9 protein-coding genes are annotated in these 19,100 nt (G+C 75.4%); 6 read left to right on the top strand and 3 right to left on the bottom strand.

What is annotated here, in order from left to right; translation table 11 throughout:
• Position 1 precedes the first annotated feature (1 nt).
• Positions 2 to 841 carry an acyl-CoA thioesterase gene (locus tag H1D33_RS09725; protein ID WP_181568383.1) on the bottom strand — a complete coding sequence of 280 codons (840 nt, stop codon included), beginning with the start codon at positions 839 to 841 and terminating at the stop codon, positions 2 to 4.
• A gap of 77 nt (positions 842 to 918) precedes the next feature.
• Between H1D33_RS09725 and H1D33_RS09720 the strand changes: the two genes are divergently transcribed.
• Both H1D33_RS09720 and H1D33_RS09715 read left to right on the top strand, forming a co-directional pair.
• Positions 919 to 2,076 carry an acyl-CoA dehydrogenase family protein gene (locus tag H1D33_RS09720; protein ID WP_181568384.1) on the top strand — a complete coding sequence of 386 codons (1,158 nt, stop codon included), beginning with the start codon at positions 919 to 921 and terminating at the stop codon, positions 2,074 to 2,076.
• A 24-nt stretch (positions 2,077 to 2,100) separates the two neighbouring features.
• Entirely contained in the window at positions 2,101 to 3,177 is a 1,077-nt protein-coding gene (locus tag H1D33_RS09715) for an acyl-CoA dehydrogenase family protein (RefSeq protein WP_181568385.1), read from the top strand.
• Here the strand turns inward: H1D33_RS09715 and H1D33_RS09710 are convergent.
• The gene (locus H1D33_RS09710; protein WP_246411484.1) at positions 3,156 to 3,551 is read right to left on the bottom strand and encodes a VOC family protein; all 396 of its coding nucleotides are present in this window, start codon (positions 3,549 to 3,551) and stop codon (positions 3,156 to 3,158) included. The two genes, H1D33_RS09715 and H1D33_RS09710, sit on opposite strands and share 22 nt — an antisense overlap.
• 78 nt (positions 3,552 to 3,629) lie before the next feature.
• Between H1D33_RS09710 and H1D33_RS09705 the strand changes: the two genes are divergently transcribed.
• Positions 3,630 to 5,156, top strand: coding sequence for a GMC family oxidoreductase (locus tag H1D33_RS09705; protein WP_181568387.1), 1,527 nt, complete (start codon positions 3,630 to 3,632; stop codon positions 5,154 to 5,156).
• Positions 5,157 to 5,195: 39 nt separating this feature from the next.
• On the opposite strand, the gene H1D33_RS09700 is transcribed toward H1D33_RS09705, so the two are convergent.
• Entirely contained in the window at positions 5,196 to 6,482 is a 1,287-nt protein-coding gene (locus H1D33_RS09700) for a condensation domain-containing protein (protein ID WP_246411486.1), read from the bottom strand.
• Between the two features lie 79 nt (positions 6,483 to 6,561).
• On the opposite strand from H1D33_RS09700, the gene H1D33_RS09695 reads away from it, so the two are divergent.
• Genes H1D33_RS09695 through H1D33_RS09685 form a run of 3 tightly spaced genes read left to right on the top strand, consistent with a single transcriptional unit; the run spans position 6,562 to position 19,099 of the window.
• Positions 6,562 to 7,530 (top strand): ferritin-like domain-containing protein, encoded by a 969-nt coding sequence (locus H1D33_RS09695; RefSeq protein WP_181568388.1) that lies wholly within the window; start codon positions 6,562 to 6,564, stop codon positions 7,528 to 7,530.
• 11 nt (positions 7,531 to 7,541) lie between these two features.
• Positions 7,542 to 14,057 (top strand): non-ribosomal peptide synthetase, encoded by a 6,516-nt coding sequence (locus H1D33_RS09690; protein WP_246411488.1) that lies wholly within the window; start codon positions 7,542 to 7,544, stop codon positions 14,055 to 14,057.
• A complete protein-coding gene (locus H1D33_RS09685) occupies positions 14,054 to 19,099 on the top strand; it encodes a non-ribosomal peptide synthetase (protein WP_181568389.1) in 5,046 nt (1,681 codons plus the stop codon). Before H1D33_RS09690 ends, H1D33_RS09685 begins: the two co-directional genes overlap by 4 nt.
• Position 19,100 lies beyond the last annotated feature (1 nt).

Below are 19,100 nucleotides of genomic sequence, written 5' to 3'. Positions count from 1 at the left end.
GTCAGACCGGGCTGGCCATCCGGTAGAGCATCTGCTGGCCGCCGGTGGCCAGCAGATGCCCGCCGTCGGACCAGACCCGGGCGCGGGCACCCAGGGTGCCGCCGTTTGCCGAGGCGGCCTCGCCCTCGACCAGCAGCCACTCGCCGGCGTCGCCGCCGGCCTGGAAGCCCACGTAGAGATCCATGCTCGGGGCCATGAACGTGGTCTGCTCGAATGCCTGCACGATGGCCGGGAACTGCACCACGTCGACGGCGAACACCAGCCGGGCGGCGGCCAGCCACGGGTCGGCGCCGGCCGGCAGCGGTTCGTGCAGCCGCAGCCAGCCGCGTACGGTCGGCACGCCGTCGCGTTGCGGTGACCAGCCGCCGGCCGGCCAGCCGGACAGGCGTACCTCGTAGCAGCGTTCCCAGATCGGCAGCACCGGCAGGCCGTCGCGGCGCATCAGGTCGACGAGCGCCGGCAGCTCGTCGGGCCCGGGCAGCTCCGGCGCCGGCATCCAGCGGCGCTCCGGGCCGACCAGACCGTCCGCGACGGTCCACACGTGCGCGGCGAGCACGGTGCGGTTGCGCTGGCGCAGCGTGACGTGGAACGCGGCGGCGCGCCGGGTGCCGTGCACCCGCTCCACCGTGAGCTCCGCCTCGCCGTAGCGGGCCGGGGCGAGGAACTGGCAGCTCAGGCTCACCGGCAGCATCCCGCCGGCGGCGTCGCCGGCGGCGCGCAGCGCGACCGCGGCCAGGTAGCCGCCGTTGGGTCCCCACACCGACCAGTCCTCGGCCAGGCTGGCCCGGTAGTGACCGGGCGCGGTCCGCTCGACCGCGGCGTCGTCCGCGAGACTGGCCATCGGACCTCCCCCTCCACGCACCATCCGTCGACACAAGATACTGCACAGCAAAAGCAGATACGAGTACGATGCGGCGCATGGATCTGCGTGACAGCGCCGAGGAGGCCGCGTTCCGCGCCGGGCTGCGTGACTGGCTGGCCCGGTCCGTGCCGGTGACCACCGGGACGGCCGGCGCGCCGGCGCGGGGACGGTGGGACGACGTGGACGCGGTGCGGTCCTTCAGCGCCGCGCTGCACGAGGCCGGCTACGCCGGGCTCACCTGGCCGGTGGAGTACGGCGGGCGCGGCCTGTCCCCGGTGCACCAGGCGATCTACCTGGAGGAGAGCGCCCGTGCCGAGGCCGGCGAGCACATCGGCGTGATCGGCCTGGGCATGGTCGGTCCCACCGTCATCGCCTGCGGCTCACCGGCCCAGCGGGCCTGGTACCTGCCCCGGATCCTCACCGGCGAGATCATCTTCTGCCAGGGCTTCTCCGAGCCGGAGGCCGGCAGCGACCTGTCCGCCGTGCGGACGCTCGCCCGCCGCGACGGCGACGAGCTGGTGGTGACCGGGCGCAAGGTCTGGTCCTCCTACGCGCACCTGGCCGACCACTGCCTGCTGCTCGCCCGCACCGACCCGGACGCGACCCGCCACCGTGGCCTGTCGTGCCTGCTGGTCGACCTGCGCACGCCCGGGGTGACGGTGCGCCCGATCCGGCAGATGACCGGCGAGGCCGAGTTCGCCGAGATCGAGTTCGACGAGGTGCGGGTGCCGCTCGACGCGGTGGTCGGCGAGATCGGCGACGGCTGGCGGGTGGCGATGACCACGCTGGCCCACGAGCGCGGCACCTTCGGCTTCACGCTCACCGCCCGGTTGGAGGTGGCGTTCCGCCGGCTGGTGGCGACCGCGCGGGCCCGCGGCCGTGACACCGACCCGCTGGTCCGCGACCAGATCGCCGCCCGCTACGTCGAGCTGGAGGGGCTGCGCTGGACCAACCGGCGTGCCCTGGCCGAGCTGCGGCGCACCGGCACGCCCGGCCCGGAGACGTCGGTGGTGAAGCTGCGCTGGTCGCAGGCGCACCAGCGGCTGACCGCGCTGGCCGTGCTGCTCACCGCCGACGGCCGGCCGGACGGGTGGGACCGCTACTGGCGGCGCGAGATGCTGCGCAGTCGCGCCAACACCATCGAGGGCGGCACCTCGCAGGTGCTGCGCAACGTGATCGCCGAGCGGGTGCTCGGCCTGCCCAGGTCGTACTGACGCCCGTCCGGAGAGGACCGCAGCATGGACTTCGCACTGACCGGCGAGCAGGAGACGTGGCGCGACACCGCGGCGAAGTACCTCGCCGACGAGCGCGCGGCCGGCGACAGCGACCGGACGTGGGCCGACGTCACCGGCCTCGGCTGGCTGGATTCCGAGCTGGGCACCGTCGAACTGGCCCTGCTCGCCGAGCAGCTCGGCCACGCGCGCAGCCCGCTGCCCTGGTGGTCGACGATCGGCCTGGCCGGGCCGGCGTTGCGGGCCGCCGGGCGCGAGCCGCGCCGGCCGGCCACGCTGGCCTGGGCCGAGGAGGCCGGCCCCGGCACGCTCGCCGCCCTGCTGGCGCCGCACCGCCCCGGCGGGGGGATGAGCTGCACGGTCGCCGCCGACGGGACCGTGCGCGGGCGCAAGGTCGCGGTCCCGCACGCGGCGGAGGCGGTCGACCTGGTGGTGGCCGTCGCCGGCCCGGACGGCGTGGAGCTGCGCCTGGTCGACGCGTCGGCGCTGCGCCCGGCGCCCACCGACGCCGGGCCGGCGGGTCTGGACCCGACCCGGCCGGCCGGCACGGTGGAGCTGTCCGGGGTGGCCTCGACGCCGCTGGTCGCGGCGGACGCGAGCGGCGACGTGCTCGCGGCGATCCGGCGGCGCACGCTGGCCCTGCTCGCCGCCGAGGCCGTCGGCGTGGCGACGCGCGCGCTGGCCTGGGCCGTCGGGTACGCCACCACGCGGACCCAGTTCGGCCGGCCGATCGGCGCGAACCAGGCGGTGGCCCACCCCCTCGCCGATCTCTACGGCCAGGTCGAGACCGCCCGCTCACTGGCCTACCGGGCCGCCTGGTCGGTCGACGCGGAGCCGGGCCCGGTCGCGGACCGGGCCGTCGCGGCCGCCGCGGTGGCCGGGCGCGAGGCCGCGACCGCCGCCTGCGAGACCGCCATCCAGACGTACGGGGGCAGCGGCTTCACCTGGGAACAGCCGCTGCACCACTGGTATCGGCGGGCATGGTGGCTGGCCACGTTCGACGGCACGGTCGCCGACCTGCGCGCCGAACTGGCCGCGTCGCTGCTGGACGGGGCGTCCGGTCAGGACGCCCCGGGGCGGTAGGAGCCGAAGCTCCAGATGTTGCCCTCGGAGTCGCGCACCGAGTAGCCCTGCCCGCCGTAGTCCTCGTCGCGCAGCTTCTGCACGATCTCGGCGCCGGCCGCGACGAGCCGGTCGTAGTGCGCGGCCACGTCGTCGAGGACCACGTAGGTCGCGCCGGGGCCGGTCTCCAGCACCAGCCGCCCGTCGCCGCCGTCGGTCTCGGAGGAGAGCATGACCATGCCGTTGCCCCAGGTCAGTTGGGCGTGGCTGATGGTGCCGTCCGGACCGGGGACGACCAGGGCCTCGCGGAAGCCGACGACGTCGACCAGCCAGCGGACGGCGGCCGGCGCGTCGCGGTAGCGAAGCGTGGGGATGATTTCCGGGCCTGCGCTCATGCCGGAGAGTCTAATGAAGAATCGCGGATAGCACATGCGTCGCGCATGGCATGTCGGATCTTCGGCTACGCTGTGCCCATGCTTCGCTACGACTACGTCATCGTCGGCGCGGGTGCGGCCGGCGCGGTGCTGGCCGCGCGGTTGAGCGAGGATGCCGGGCGTTCGGTGCTGCTGCTGGAGGCCGGTCCCGACCTGGCCGGTGACGCCGGGCCGGAGGTGTTGCGCACCGGCTCGGTGGAGGCGGAGGACGGCTTCGACTGGGACCTGCGCGCCACCGTGGTCGCCGGGCGCGAGGCGCCGCTGCGGCGCGGCCGGGTGGTGGGCGGCTCGACCCGGATCAACGACCGGGGCGCGATGCGCGCGCCGGCTGCCGACTTCGCCGCCTGGGGTCGTGGCCTGCCGGAGTGGGACTGGCCGGCGGTGCTGCCCGCGTTCCGCCGGCTGGAGAGCGACGCGCAGTTCGGCGATCGCGACCACCACGGCGCCGACGGTCCGGTGCCGATCACCCGCTGGTCGCGCGGGCAGTTGACCCCGGCGATGGACGGTTTCCTGGAGGCGGTGCTCGCGCTCGGGCACGACTACCAGGAGGACATGAACGCCCCGGACGCGGTCGGCATCGGGATGTATCCACAGAACCGGCGCGACCGGCTGCGCATGTCCACCGCGCAGACCCACCTCGACCCGGCCCGGTCCCGGCCCAACCTGACGGTGCGGGGCGACGCGGAGGTCGAGCGGGTGCTGCTGACCGACGGCCGGGCGGTGGGGGTGCGCGTCGGCGGCGAGACGATCGGCGCGGGTGAGGTGGTCCTCTGCGCGGGCAGCCCCTACAGTCCGGCGCTGCTGCTGCGCTCGGGCATCGGCCCGGCCGACGAGCTGCGGGCCGCCGGTGTCACCCCGCTGGTCGACCTGCCCGGCGTGGGCGCCGACGTGATCGACCAGCCGGGTGCGATCATCCTGGTGGTGCCCGAGCGGGAGGCGGTCGGCACCGACTGGCCGCGCACCCAGCTCATCGGGCGGCTCGCGGGCATCCCGGGGCACGCCGCCGACCAGGCGTTCTATCTGAGCCTGTTCACCGGGATGAGCACCACCCGCGGCGCGGGCGCGGGCCTGGACCGGCTGGTCGGCACCGACCTGATCAACACGGTGATGATCGGCGACATGGCGATGGCCTCCCGGGGCCGGGTCGGCCTGCGCTCGGCCGACCCCGCCGCGCCGCCCGCGGTCGACCTCGACTTCTACTCCGCCGACGGTGACCTCGCCCGGATGCGCGACGCCTACCGGCACGCGTGGGAGATCGCCAACCAGGCGGCGTTCACCAAGACCGTGGCCCGGTTCGCGCTGGTGGACGACGCGGTGGTGGGCGACGACGAGCAGCTCGACCAGGTGCTGCGCAACACCACCTACAGCCGGCTCAACCTGGTCGGCGGCGCGCGGATGGGCACGTCGGACGACCCCGGCGCGGTGGTCGACGGGCACTGTCGGGTGCACGGCGTGCCCGGCCTGCGGGTGGTGGACGCCTCCGTGGTGCCGGTGCCGCTGCGGGCGCCGGCGGCGCTGACCAGCATCATGATCGGGGAGCGCGGCGCCGAGCTGATCCGGGGCTGAGCCCGCCCGGTTCGCGACGTGACCCGCCGGGCGCCCGGGTCAGCGGCGCAGCAGGCTCGACAGGGGAGTGGCCGGGTCGGCCACCACCGCGCGCGCGACGGTGACGTAGCCGTCGAGCAGCCGTTCGGCGTCGGCGGGCGCCAGCCGGGGGGTGTGGAACAGCACCGCCCGCAGCCCCGACCCGCGCGGCGCGATCGCCAGCTCGGTGCCGAAGCGGCTGCCGATCGCCTCGGGCAGCAGCAGCTCGAACTCGGCGTCGGCGGCCGGGACCCGGTGGTCGAGTTCGGCCATCATCTGGAACACCACGTCGTCGACCCGGCCGCCCAGGTTGGCGCTGCCGGTGGCGACCGCCTGGTAGGGCTGCTCCTGGTTGGCGAAGGCGGCGGTGGCGGTCGCGTGGGTGGCGGCCAGCAGCGCCGGGAACGTGGCGAACGGCGGCAGCTTGGTGCGCAGCACCACCATGTTGGCGCAGAAGCCCACGGTGCGCCGGCTGTCCGGGTGGCTGCGGTTGGCGAACAGCGAGGCCACGGCGAGGTCGCCCTGGCCGGTGACGCGGTGCAGCACCGCGTAGTAGATCGCCAGGGTGACGCTGAACAGCGTGGTGCGGTGCTGCCGGGCCAGCTCCCGCAGCCCGCCGGCCACGGTGGCGTCGAGGTCCCGGCCGCGTACGCCCGGCGTGGCGTCCGGCGGCGGGTCGCGGTAGGGCAGCCGGGGCAGTCGCAGCCCGGTGAGCTGGGCGCGCCAGAACTCCCGCTGCCGGTTCAGCTCGTCGCCGGCCAGCCGGGCCTCCTGCCAGGCGACGAACTGGCCGTACTGCCAGCGGATCGGGGGCAGTGCGGCGGGGCGGCCCGGGTGCGCGTCGTAGAGCGCGCGCAACTCCTCGAAGAGCAGCCCGCACGACCAGGCGTCGGTGACCAGGTGGTGCATGGTGAAGCAGAGGACCACCTCGTCGTCGGCCACCCGCCAGGCGGTGGCCCGGGTGGGCCAGGCGCCGACGTCGACCCGGGTGGACAGCTCGGTGGCGACGGCCGCGTCCGCCGCGGCGCGCGGGTCGGGGGCGTCGCGCAGGTCCAGCACCGACAGCGGCACCGGTCGCGGGTCCTGCACGAGTTGGGCCAGGCGGGGGCCGCGGCCGGTGAACGTGGTGCGCAGCGCCTCGTGCCGGGCGGTCAGCGCGGTCAGCGCCGCGGCCAGCGCGTCGAGGTCGACCGTGCCGGTGACCCGGCACAGCAGCGGGCAGTTCAGCGCCCCGTGGTCGGCGCGGTAGTGGTCGATGATGCCGAGCAGTCGCTGGCCGACGGAGGCCGGTACGGGTCGGGGCGCCACGCTGCGACGGTACCCGGCCGCGCGCGTATCTGTCATCAAGGGTCTGGCATCTTGTGTTGTCTGTCGGTACCTTGGGCGCATGTCTGGTCTGTCGGTCACCACGCCCGTGCCGGCTCGGCTGACGTGGCGGTACGAGTCCGAGATGCCTCGGGTGCTCGCCCTCTACGAGCGGGCCAAGAGCGCGCAGTGGAACGCCACCACGGACGTGGACTGGTCCATCCCGGTGCCGTTCGGTGAGCCGCTGCCCGACGACTCGGCGTTCGCGATGGCCTCGTTCGAGGCGTCCCCGCTGGCCGCGCGCGGCCGCCCGATGTGGGACACGTTCCGCTGGGAGCTGCAGTCCTGGATGGTCAGCCAGTTCCTGCACGGCGAGCAGGGCGCGCTGGTGGTGGCCGCCCGCCTGGTCGAGGTGGTGCCCGACCTGGACAGCAAGTACTACGCGGCCAGCCAGGCCGCCGACGAGGCACGCCACGTCGAGGCGTTCTCCCGCTACCTGCGGGAGAAGGTGCCCGAGCCGTACCCGATCAACCCGGCGCTGGCCGAACTGCTGGAGGACCTGCTCTCCGACGCCCGGTGGGACATCACCGCGCTGGGCATGCAGATCATCGTCGAGGCGCTGGCGATGGCCGCGTTCCGGCTCGCCAACAGCACCTTCCACGACCGGCTCATCTGCGACATCACCCGGCTGGTGGCCCGCGATGAGGCCCGGCACGTCTCCTTCGGCGTGCTGTCGCTGGAGGGCATCTACGCCGAGATGACCAGCGCGGAGCGGGCCGACCGGGAGGAGATGGTGCTGGAGTCGGCGAGCCTGATGCGCCGCCGGTTCCTGCTCGAGGACGTGTGGGACCGCATCGAGGTCGACCGCGACGAGGGCGTCGACTTCGCCGCGCACAACGAGCTGATGATCAAGTATCGGCAGGCCATCTTCGCCCGGGTGGTCACCGCCCTGGCCAACATCGGGCTGCTGACCCCCCGGGTCCGCTCGGGGCTGGAACGCCTCGACCTCATCGGCTTCGCCGACCGCTCGATCCGCCTACCTCGCGCCTGACCGGAGTGGACATGCCAGTGCTGACCACGCTGACCCTGGACGGCATGTGCGGCGACGTCGCCGGGCTGCTCGACGAGCCGGTGTCGCCCGACGACGACCTGCTGGAGCGCGGTCTCGACTCGATCGGCCTGATGCGGCTGGCGGCGCAGTGGTCGGCCGCCGGCGCGGACCTCACCTTCGGCCAGCTCATCGAGCACCGCACGGTGCGGCAGTGGCACGCCCTGGCGCACGCGGCCGGCGGCGACGCGACGCCCGCGCCGGCCGACGACGAGGCGGTCGACCCGCAGGCGCCGTTCGCGCTGGCCACCATGCAGCACGCGTACTGGGTCGGACGGGCCGGGGACCAGGCGCTCGGCGGCGTCGGCGCGCACTTCTACAACGAGTTCGACGGCCGGCACGTGGACCCGGCGCGGCTGGAGCGGGCCGTGCGCGCGCTGGTGCGCCGGCACGACATGCTGCGGGCGACGTTCCTCGACGACGGCCGCCAGCAGATCGGCCCGGACGGGGCGTGGCCCGGCCTGACCGTGCACGACCTGCGCGACCTCACCCCGGCCGACCGGGACCGGCGCCTCGCCGAGCTGCGCGACACGCTGTCGCACCGCAGCCTGCGGGTGGACCGGGGCGAGGTGTTCGACATCCAGCTCTCCCTGCTGCCCGAGGGCGCCACCCGGATCCACGTCGAGATCGAGATGCTGGTCGCCGACGCGCACAGCTTCCGGGTCCTCCTGGCCGACCTGGCCGCCCTCTACGACCGCCCGGACGCGCCGCTGCCGGCGATCGGCTACAGCTATCCGCAGTACCTGGCCGTGCACGCCCGCCGCCGGGAGGCCGCCCGGCAGGCCGCGTCGGCCTACTGGCGGGAGCGGCTGCCGGAGCTGCCCGGCGGACCCGAGCTGCCGGTCGCGGTGGCGCCGGAGCGGGTGCGCGGACACCGGGTGACCCGCCACCACCACTGGCTGCCCGGCGCCGACCGGGACCGCCTCGCCGCCCGCGCCCGCGAGCACGGCGTCACCCTGCCGATGGTGTTCCTGACCGCGTTCGCCGAGGTGCTGGCCGCCTGGAGCAGCCGGCAACGCTTCCTGCTCAACCTGCCGCTGTACGACCGCACGCCGTACCACCCGGACGTGCCGCTGCTCAGCGGCGACTTCACCAACCTGCTGCTGCTGGAGGTCGACGCGACCGACGAGGCGTCGTTCGTGGACCGGGCCCGCCGGCTGCACGAGCAGTTCACCCGCGACGTCACGCACAGCGCGTACTCCGGGGTGGACGTGCTGCGCGACCTGGCCCGCCACCGGGCGGAGCGGGCGGTGCTCGCGCCGGTGGTCTTCACCAGCGCGCTGAGCCTCGGCGAACTGTTCGGCGCGGACGTGCGTACGTGCTTCGGCGACCCGGTGTGGACCAGCTCGCAGACTCCGCAGGTGTGGCTGGACAACCAGGTCACCGAGCGGGAGGGCGGCCTGTACCTGAACTGGGACGTGGTGGCGGAGTTGTTCCCGGCCGGGGTGTCGGAGGCGATGTTCGCCGCGTACGTGTCGCTGTTGCGCGGGCTGGTGGACGGTGACTGGTCGGCGCCGGCGGCGGTGGACCTGCCGGCGACGCAGCGCGCGGTGCGGGAGCGGGTGAACGACACGGCGACCGTCTTGCCGGCGGGGCTGTTGCACGAGGGGTTCTTCGGGTGGGCGGCGCGGGAGCCGGGCCGCCCGGCGGTTCTGGGTGACGGGTTGTCGGTGTCCTACGGGGAGTTGGCCGGGCGGTCGTTGCGGTTGGCCGGGGCGCTGGTGCGCGCCGGCGTCAATGTCGGTGACGCGGTGGGGGTGTGTCTGCCCAAGGGTGTGGAGCAAGTCGTCGCGGTCCTCGCGGTGCTGGCCGCCGGTGGCGTGTACGTGCCGGTCGGCGTGGATCAGCCGGCCGCGCGGCGGGAGCGGATCCTCGGCCGGGCCGGGGCCAAGGTGCTGATCCGCGCCGACCGCGGCGGACCGGCCGCCGACGAAGCGGGGCCGAACGGCGGCGCGCCCGCTGCGCTCGGCCCGGCGGTCGACGGAGTGGGGCCCGACGGTGACGGTGGGCCGGCGCTGGAGCGGCCGGTGGACGTCGACCCGGGCGCCCTGGCCTACGTGATCTTCACGTCCGGGTCGACCGGGGAGCCCAAGGGCGTCGAGGTGTCGCACGCCGCCGCGATGAACACCATCGAGGCGATCCGCCGCCGCTACGACATCGGCTCCGGCGACCGGGTGCTGGCGGTGTCCGCGCTGGACTTCGACCTGTCCGTCTTCGACGTCTTCGGCCTGCTCGGCGCCGGCGGCGCCCTCGTCGTCGTCGGCGAGGACCAGCGGCGCGACGCCCGCGCCTGGCTGCGCCTCGCCACCGAGCACCACGTCACCGTCTGGCAGTCGGTGCCGGCGCTGCTGGACATGCTGCTCACCGCCGCCGAGGCGGACGGGACGACCACCGACCTGCGGCTCGCGCTGCTCGGCGGCGACTGGGTCGGCCTGGACCTGCCGGGGCGGCTGACCGCGCTGCGCCCGCACGCCCGGCTGGTCGCCCTCGGCGGCACCACCGAGACGGCGATCCACTCCACCGTCCTCGACGTCGGCGAGGTGCCGGCGGACTGGCGGTCCATCCCGTACGGGCGGCCGCTGCCCAACCAGCGTTGCCGGGTGGTGGACGGACGCGGGCGGGACTGCCCGGACTGGGTGCCCGGTGAGCTGTGGATCGGCGGGGCCGGCGTGGCGGCCGGTTACCGGGGCGACCCGCAGCGCACCGCCGAACGGTTCGTCACCCACGTGGGCGCCCGGTGGTACCGCACCGGCGACCTCGGCCGGTACTGGCCCGACGGCACCCTGGAATTCCTCGGCCGCACCGACCACCAGGTCAAGATCCGCGGCCACCGCATCGAACTCGGCGAGATCGACACCGCGCTGCATCAGCATCCCGCGGTGCGCGACGCGGTCACCGTCGCGGTCGGCGCCACCACCCGCCGGCTCGCCGCCGCCGTCACCGTCCACCAGCACGTCGACGCCGACGACCTGCGCGCCTTTTTGACCGACCGGCTGCCCGGGTACATGGTTCCCGAGCACGTCGCGGTCCTCGACGCGCTGCCGCTCAGCGGCAACGGCAAGATCGACCGGCGGGCGCTGGCCGATCGCCTGGCCGACCGGGCCGACCGGCCCACCGAGAGCCGGCCGCCGGTCGGCCCGGTGGAAACCGCGCTGGCCGCGGTCTGGGCCGAACTGCTCGACGTGCCGGCCGTCGGACGCGCCGACAGCTTCTTCGCCCTCGGCGGGGACAGCCTGCTCGCCACCCGACTGCTCGGCCGGATGCGGGCGGCCGGGCTGGCCGGCGGGCAACTCCGGCAACTCTTCGCCACGCCCACGCTGCGCGCGTTCGCCGCCGGCCTGCGGCTGGAGCGGGACGCCGGCCCGGCCGCGACGCTCGCCGCGGACCTCGCGCACCGGCACGACCCGTTCCCCCTCACCGACGTGCAGCGCGCCTACTGGATCGGGCGCACCGGCGACTTCGCGCTCGGCGAGGTGGGCTCGCACTGGTACTGGGAGTTCGACGGCGCGGACGTGGACCTCGACCGGCTCGCCACCGCCTGGAACCGGCTGGTGCGCCGGCACGAGATGCTGCGCGCGGTCATCGACCCCGACGGGCGGCAACGCATCCTGCCCGAGGTGCCCGACGTCGCCATTGCGGTCACCGAGGGCGAGGCCGCGCCGGCCGAACTGCGCGACCGGCTGTCGCACCGGGTGGCCGACCCGACCCGGTGGCCGCTGGTGGCGATCGAGGCCGCCCGGCACGGCGACAACCGGGTCCGGCTGGCGTTCAGCTTCGACTACATCGTGCTCGACGCGCTGAGCATCGTCACCGTCTTCGCCGAGCTGTCCGCGCTCTACACCGACCTCGACGCGCCGCTGCGCCCGATCGGGGTGTCCTTCCGGGACTACGTGCTGCACGCCGGGCCCGACGAGGCCACCGTCGCCGAGGACCGGCGCTACTGGTCGGCGCAGGCGGCCGAGCTGCCACCCGCGCCGCACCTGCCGCTGGCCGTCGACCCGGACCGGGTCCGCGCGCCCCGCTTCGTCCGCCACGAGGGACGCCTCGACCCCGAGCGGTGGTCCGCCCTGGTGGCTGCCGCCCGTACCCACGGCGTGAGCCCGGCCGCGGTGCTGGCCACCGCGTACGCCGAGGTGCTCTCGGCCTGGAGCGGCCGGAGTGACCTCACGCTCAACCTGACCCTGTTCGACCGCCGCGAGGTCCACTCGGACATCGACCACGTGTTGGGCGACTTCACCTCGCTGCTGCTCGTGCCGCACCGGCCGGCCGCCGGCGACGACTTCCTGAGCCTGGTGCGTCGCCTGCAGGAGCGGATGTGGGACGGCATGGAGCACCACGGCGTGTCCGCGATCTGGGTGCTGCGGGAGATCGCCCGCCGCGCCGGGGCGGCGGCGGCGACCATGCCGGTGGTCTTCACCAGCGCGCTCGGCATCAGCGACGAGCTGGTCAGCATGGACCTGCCGTTCGGCGAGCAGATCTGGGGCGCCTCGCAGACCCCGCAGGTGTGGCTGGACAACCAGGTCATGGAACGCGACGGCGGCCTGCTGGTGAACTGGGACCTGGTGGCGGAGTTGTTCCCGCCCGGGGTGTCGGAGGCGATGTTCGCCGCCTACCTGGACGTGCTGCGCGGGCTGGCGTCCGGCGACTGGTCGCGGCCGGCGCCGGTCGGGTTGCCGCCGGCACAGCGCGCGGTGCGGGAGCGGGTGAACGACACGGCGACCGTCTTGCCGGCGGGGCTGTTGCACGAGGGGTTCTTCGGGTGGGCGGCGCGGGAGCCGGATCGTGCGGCGGTGCTGGGTGACGGGCTGTCGGTGTCCTACGGGGAGTTGGCCGGGCGGTCGTTGCGGTTGGCCGGGGCGCTGGTGCGCGCCGGCGTCAATGTCGGTGACGCGGTGGGGGTGTGTCTGCCCAAGGGTGTGGAGCAGGTCGTCGCGGTCCTCGCGGTGCTGGCCGCCGGCGGTGTGTACGTGCCGGTCGGCGTGGATCAGCCGGCCGCGCGGCGGGAGCGGATCCTCGGCCGGGCCGGGGCGAAGGTGCTGGTCCGCGCCGACCGTTCCGGCCGGGACGGCGAGGCCGGGGGCATCGGGCCCGACGGTGACGGTGGGCCGGCGCTGGAGCGGCCGGTGGACGTCGACCCGGCCGCCCTGGCCTACGTGATCTTCACGTCGGGGTCGACGGGGGAGCCCAAGGGCGTGGAGGTGTCGCATGCGGCGGCGATGAACACCATCGAGGCGATCCGCCGCCGCTACGACATCGGCTCCGGCGACCGGGTGCTGGCGGTGTCCGCGTTGGACTTCGACCTGTCCGTCTTCGACGTCTTCGGCCTGCTCGGCGCCGGCGGCGCCCTCGTCGTCGTCGGCGAGGACCAGCGCCGTGACGCCCGCGCCTGGCTGCGCCTCGCCACCGACCACCACGTCACCGTCTGGAACACCGTGCCGGCCCTGCTCGACATGCTGCTCACCGCCGCCGGCGACGAACCACCGGGAGCGCTGCGGCTCGCGCTGGTCTCCGGCGACTGGGTGGGCCTCGACCTGCGGGACCGGTTGGTGGCCGCCCGTCCCGGCGCGCGGCTCGTCGCGCTCGGCGGCGCCACCGAGGCGGCGATCTGGTCCAACGCGTTCGAGGTGGGCGAGGTGCCGGCGCACTGGCGGTCCATCCCCTACGGCCATCCGCTGCCCAACCAGCGGTACCGGGTGGTGGACGGACGCGGGCGGGACTGCCCGGACTGGGTGCCCGGCGAGCTGTGGATCGGCGGGGCCGGCGTGGCCGAGGGCTACCGCGGCGACCCCGAGCGCACCGCCGAACGGTTCGTCACCCACGAGGGGGTCCGGTGGTACCGCACCGGGGACCTCGGGCGGTACTGGCCCGACGGCACGCTGGAATTCCTCGGCCGCACCGACCACCAGGTCAAGATCCGCGGCCACCGCATCGAACTGGGCGAGATCGAGGCCGCGCTGCTGCACCACCCGGCCGTGCGGGACGCCGTCGCCGTCGCGGTCGGCGCCAGCACCCGCCGGCTCGCCGCCGCCGTCACCGTCCACCAGCCCGTCGACGCCGACGACCTGCGTGTCTCCCTCACCGACCGGCTGCCCGCCTACATGATCCCCGAGCATCTCGCGGTCCTCGACGCGCTGCCGCTCAGCGGCAACGGCAAGGTCGACCGGACCGCGGTGGCCCGGCTGCTCGCCACCGGCGACGGCGCGCCGCCCGACGAACCACCCCGGCCCGGGTTGGAGACCGAGATCGGCGCGCTCTGGGCCGAACTGCTGGCCTGCCCGACACCCGGCCGCACCCGCAACTTCTTCGCCCTCGGCGGCGACAGCCTGCTCGCCACCCGCCTGTTGGCCGTGCTGCGCGACCGCTACGGCGTCGACCTGCCGATGCGGGGACTGTTCGACCGACCCACCATCGCGGACCTGGCCACCGCCGTGCAGGACGCCGCCGGCGCGTACGAGGAAGGGGCGATATGAACGGGCAGGACCTGGTCGCCGAACTGGCGCAACTCGGTGTCCGACTCTGGGAGGAGAACGGCCAGCTCCGCTTCCGCGCCCCGGCCGGCGTCCTCACCGACCAGCGGCGGGCCGCGCTGCGCCAGCACCGCGAGGAGGTGCTGGCCGCGGTGCGCGACGCCGCCGTCCCCGCCGCCGTGCCGCACCCCGAGCAGCGGTACGAGCCGTTCCCGCTCACCGACGTGCAGAGCGCCTACCTGCTCGGGCGCGGCGACACGTTCGCCTACGGCGGGGTCGGCTGCCACGGCTACGGCGAGCTGGGCTTCGCCGACCTCGACGTGGACCGGCTCGAACACGCCTGGCGGGAGGTGGTCGCCCGGCACGACATGCTCCGAGCCGTCGTCGACCGCGACGGCTCCCAGCAGGTCCGCGCCGACGTCCCGCCGTACCGGATCGAGGTCCGCGACGCCGACGCGGACGGCTTCGCCGACGCGGACGGCTTCGCCGACGCGGTCGCCGCCACCCGCGCGGAACTGGACCACCGCCGCTACGACCCGCGGCAGTGGCCGCTGTTCACGCTGCGGGTGACCCGCGGCCCGCGGCGCAGCGTGCTGCACTTCTCGATCGACTTCCTGGTCTGCGACTTCGTCAGCATCAACCTGCTCCTGGACGAGCTGGGCCGCCGCTACGCCGGTGACCCGCCCGGCGAGGACCTGGAGCTGACCTTCCGCGACCACCTGCTGGCCACCGCGCCACTGCGCGACGGGCCGCGCCGCGACGCCGACCGGGACTGGTGGCTGGCCCGCCTGGACGACCTGCCGCCCGCGCCGGAGCTGCCGTTGCGCCCCGACGCGCTCGCCGCCCCGCCCCGGTTCCGCCGCCTCGACCTGCGCCTCGACGCGGCCGAGTGGGCCGGGCTGCGCCAGCGCGCCGGGCGGCACGGCGTCACCCCGTCCGGCGCGGTGCTCGCCGCGTACGCCGAGGTGATCGCCGCCTGGAGCACCCACCCGCGGTTCTGCGTCGACGTGACCCTGCTCGACCGGGTGCCGACGCACCCGCAGGTGGACCGGATCGTCGGCGACTTCACCTCGGTCAGCCTGCTCGCCGTCGAACAGGACCCGGACGCCCCGGTGCAGGAACGGGCCAAGCGCCTGCAGGCGCAGCTCTGGTCCGACCTGGACCACCGCCGGTTCTCCGGCGTCGACGTGCTGCGCGAGGTGGCCCGGCGGCGGGGACCCGACGCGGCGCTCATGCCTGTGGTGTTCACCAGCGCGATCGGGCTCGGCGGCGACACCGGTGTGGAGGGCTTCGGCGAGCTGGGCTACGGCATCAGCCAGACGCCGCAGGTCTGGATCGACTGCCAGAACATCGAACGCGCCGGCGGGCTCGCCACCAACTGGGACGTGCGCGAGGGCGTCTTCGCAGACGGCGTCGTGGACGAGATGTTCGCCGCGTACACGGCGCTGCTGCGCCGGCTGGCCGGCACCGACGAGGCGTGGGAGGAACTCGCCCCGGTCGCGCTGCCGGCGGCCAGCGCCCGCCGGCGGGCCGAGGTCAACGACACCGCCGCGCCGCTGCCCGACGGGCTGCTGCACGAGGGCGTGCTCGCGCAGGCGTTGCGCACCCCGGACCGGGTCGCCGTGGTGGCGCCGGACGCGAGCCTCACCTACCGGCAGCTCACCGGGCGGGCGGGCGCGGTGGCCGCCCGGCTCGCCGAGGCCGGCTGCCGCCCCGGCGACCTGGTCGCGGTGGTCGCCGACAAGGGCTGGCGGCAGGTCGTCGCGGTGTTCGGCGCGCTGCTCGCCGGCGCCGCGTACGTGCCGGTCGACACCAACCAGCCGCCGGCGCGGCGGGACCTGATCCTCGCCGGGGCGGGCGTGCGGCACGTGCTCACCGAGGCGGACCGCGTGGACGGCGACTGGCCGGACCCGGTCGAGGTGATCGCCGTGGACGACTGCGACGGTCCCGCGCCGACCGCGCTGCCGCCGCGCCAGGCCGGCCCCGACGACCTCGCGTACGTCATCCACACGTCCGGCTCCACCGGCACCCCGAAGGGCGTGATGGTCACGCACCGGGCGGCGTTGAACACGGTGGTCGACATCAACACCCGCTTCGACGTGACCGCCGACGACCGGATCCTCGGCCTGGCCGGCCTCGGGTTCGACCTGTCCGTCTACGACCTGTTCGGCCCGCCCGCCGTGGGCGCCGCCCTGGTGCTGCCCGCGCCCGAGCGGCGCGGCGACCCGACCCACTGGGCGGACCTGGTCACCGGCCACGAGGTGACGCTCTGGAACTCGGTGCCGGCGCAGATGCAGATGCTCGCCGACTATCTGTCGGCCGCGCCGACGGTGCGCACGCCGTCGCTGCGGCTGGCGCTGCTCAGCGGCGACTGGATCCCGGTCACCCTGCCGGACGAGATCCGCGCCCTGGTGCCCGGCCTGGCCGTGGTCAGCCTGGGCGGCGCGACCGAGGCGGCGATCTGGTCGATCATCCATCCGGTCGGCGCGGTCGACCCGGCGTGGCGCAGCATCCCGTACGGCGTGCCGCTGGCCAACCAGAGCTGGCACGTGCGCGACGGCGGCCTGCGGGACCGCCCGGACTGGGTGACCGGCGAGCTGTACATCGGCGGCGCCGGGCTGGCGTCGGGCTACCTCGGCGACCCGGAGCGCACCGCCGAACGGTTCGTCACCGACCCGGCCACCGGGCAGCGGCTGTACCGCACCGGCGACCTGGGCCGCTACCGGCCCGACGGGGTGATCGAGTTCCTCGGCCGGGAGGACCACCAGGTCAAGGTGCGCGGGCACCGGATCGAGCTGGCCGAGGTGGAGGCCGCGCTGCTCGCCCATCCGGCGGTCGGCGCGGCGGTCGCCGTGGTGGACGGGGACCGCCCGTTGGAGCGCAGGCTGGCCGCCGTGGTCCAGCCCGCCGCGGTCGAACCCGGCCCGGCCACCACCGTCGACCCGGCCGGCCCCACCGCCGCCGGCGCCGCCGTGGTCGCCGGCACCGACCTGGACGGGTACGCGGACTACCTGCACGACCTGGACCGCCTCGGCCTGGCCGCCATGCTGGACACGCTGCGCGCGGCCGGCCTGTTCCTGGACGACCGCCCGCACCCGCTGGCCGAGGTGTACGCGGGCACCGGCGTCGCGCCCCGGCACCGCCGGCTGCTGCGGCGCTGGCTGCGGGCGCTCACCGACGCCGGCGTGCTGCGACGCGACGACGACGCGTACCGGCTGGTGGAGACGCTGTCCCCGGCGGCGCGGGCGTGGGACGCGGCGGCCCGGCGGGCGGCGGAGGTGGGGGAGGCGCCGGAGCTGGTGCGCTACTTCCAGGGCAGCGCCGCGGCGCTGCCGGCGCTGCTGCGCGACGACGAGGACCCGCTGGCGCTGCTCTTCCCGGCCGGTGAGCTGGCCGTGTCGGACAACCTCTACGCCGGCGCCCTGTTCAACCGCTGGGCCAACGCGGTCGCCGCGTCGACGGTGCGGGCGCTCGCCGAACGACTGCCCGGACCGGTGCGGATCGTCGAGGTCGGCGCCGGTTCGGGCGGCACCACGGCGGCCGTCCTCGACGCGCTCGACGGGCTGGACGTCGACTACCTCTACACCGACCTGTCCGGGTTCTTCGTCGAGGCCGGCCGGCAGCGCTTCGGCGACCGGCCCGGCCTGCGCTTCGCCACGCTGGACCTGGACGCCGACCCGGCCGGGCAGGGTCTCGCCCCGAACAGCGTCGACCTGGTGATCGCCGGCGACGTGCTGCACGCCACCCGGGACGTGCCGGCGACGCTGGCCCGGCTGCGCGGCGTCCTCGCCCCGGGCGGGCACCTGGTGCTGCTGGAGATGACCCGGGAGCACTACCAGATCATGACGTCGCTGGAGCTGCTGGTGCGCCTCGACGACGAGCTGGGGGACTTCGCCGACCTGCGGCGCGGCACCGACCGGACGTTCCTCGACGCGGACGAGTGGCGGGGCCTGCTCACCGGCGCGGGCGCCGCGCCGGTGCTCGACCTGCCCGCGCCCGAGGACCCGATGGCCGGGCTCGGGATGCGGATCGTCGCGGCCCGGGTAAAGGCGGACCGGCGGCGGGTGGTGCCCGACGAGCTGCGGGCGCACCTGGCCGAGCGGCTGCCCGACTACATGGCGCCGAGCGTGTTGCAGGTGGTCGACGAGCTGCCCCGGACCGCCAACGGCAAGCTGGACCGCGCCGAGGTGCGCCGGTTGTTGGCGGCCGGCACGGCCGGTCCGGAGACCGGCGGCGCCGCGCCGAGCGCCGGGCTGGAGGAGGAGATCGCCGCCGTCTGGGCGGACGTGCTGCGGGTCGAGCGGGTCGGCCGCGACGCCGACTTCTTCGCCCTCGGCGGGGATTCGCTGCTCGCCGCGAAGCTCGCCGGCCAGCTCGCCGAGCGGGTGCCGGCCGCGTCCGGGGTCTTCTTCGACGAGCTGCTGCGCACCATCCTGGAACACCCCACCGTCGGCGCGCTCGCCGAACGGCTCGCCGCCACGGCCGGACCCGCCGCCCCGGACGACGAGCCGGACGCCGGCGCGGTGGAGGTGACCCCGCTCGCGGGCGACGGCCCGCCCCGCTACCTGCTGGTGCACGACGGCAGCGGCCGACTCGACGGGTACGCCGCCCTGCCGGCCGGGCTGGCCGTTGACGGCGCGGTGTGGGGGGTGGCCGACGGCGCGCTGCACCGCTACACCGGCCTGGACCCGGCGCCGCTGGTGCAGCGGCTCGCCGCCGACTACGCCGCCGAGCTGGCCGGGCACCGGTCCGGGGCTCCGCTGACCGTGGTGGGCCGGGGCGAGGCCGGTGCGCTGGCGCTGGAGCTGGCCCGGCAGCTCACCGAGTCCGGGGTGGACGTGACCGGGCTGGCGGTCGCCGACCCGGTCCCCGGCGACGCGTACGCCAGCTCGCCGTACGCCGGGGACGTGACGCTGCTCTGCCCGGGCGAGCCGGACCCGGAAGGTGTGGCCTGGTGGGGCGAGGTGTGCCTCGGCGAGCTGACCGTGACCCGGGTGCCCGACGACCCGGCCGGCTGGGCCGACGCGATCGCCGGGCGGGGCTGAC

This window comes from Micromonospora ferruginea (genome assembly GCF_013694245.2).
Lineage (GTDB): Bacteria > Actinomycetota > Actinomycetes > Mycobacteriales > Micromonosporaceae > Micromonospora > Micromonospora robiginosa.
The sequence above is the reverse complement of the archived record's forward strand: the minus strand, read 5'-3'. Positions and strand labels throughout refer to the sequence as shown.

Bases quoted from the DNA above. Each gene is read 5' to 3' on its own strand.
- H1D33_RS09725 (WP_181568383.1), bottom strand. From the start codon at position 841: ATGGCCAGTCTCGCGGACGACGCCGCGGTCGAGCGGACCGCGCCCGGT.
- H1D33_RS09720 (WP_181568384.1), top strand. From the start codon at position 919: ATGGATCTGCGTGACAGCGCCGAGGAGGCCGCGTTCCGCGCCGGGCTG.
- H1D33_RS09715 (WP_181568385.1), top strand. From the start codon at position 2,101: ATGGACTTCGCACTGACCGGCGAGCAGGAGACGTGGCGCGACACCGCG.
- H1D33_RS09710 (WP_246411484.1), bottom strand. From the start codon at position 3,551: ATGAGCGCAGGCCCGGAAATCATCCCCACGCTTCGCTACCGCGACGCG.
- H1D33_RS09705 (WP_181568387.1), top strand. From the start codon at position 3,630: ATGCTTCGCTACGACTACGTCATCGTCGGCGCGGGTGCGGCCGGCGCG.
- H1D33_RS09695 (WP_181568388.1), top strand. From the start codon at position 6,562: ATGTCTGGTCTGTCGGTCACCACGCCCGTGCCGGCTCGGCTGACGTGG.
- H1D33_RS09690 (WP_246411488.1), top strand. From the start codon at position 7,542: ATGCCAGTGCTGACCACGCTGACCCTGGACGGCATGTGCGGCGACGTC.
- H1D33_RS09685 (WP_181568389.1), top strand. From the start codon at position 14,054: ATGAACGGGCAGGACCTGGTCGCCGAACTGGCGCAACTCGGTGTCCGA.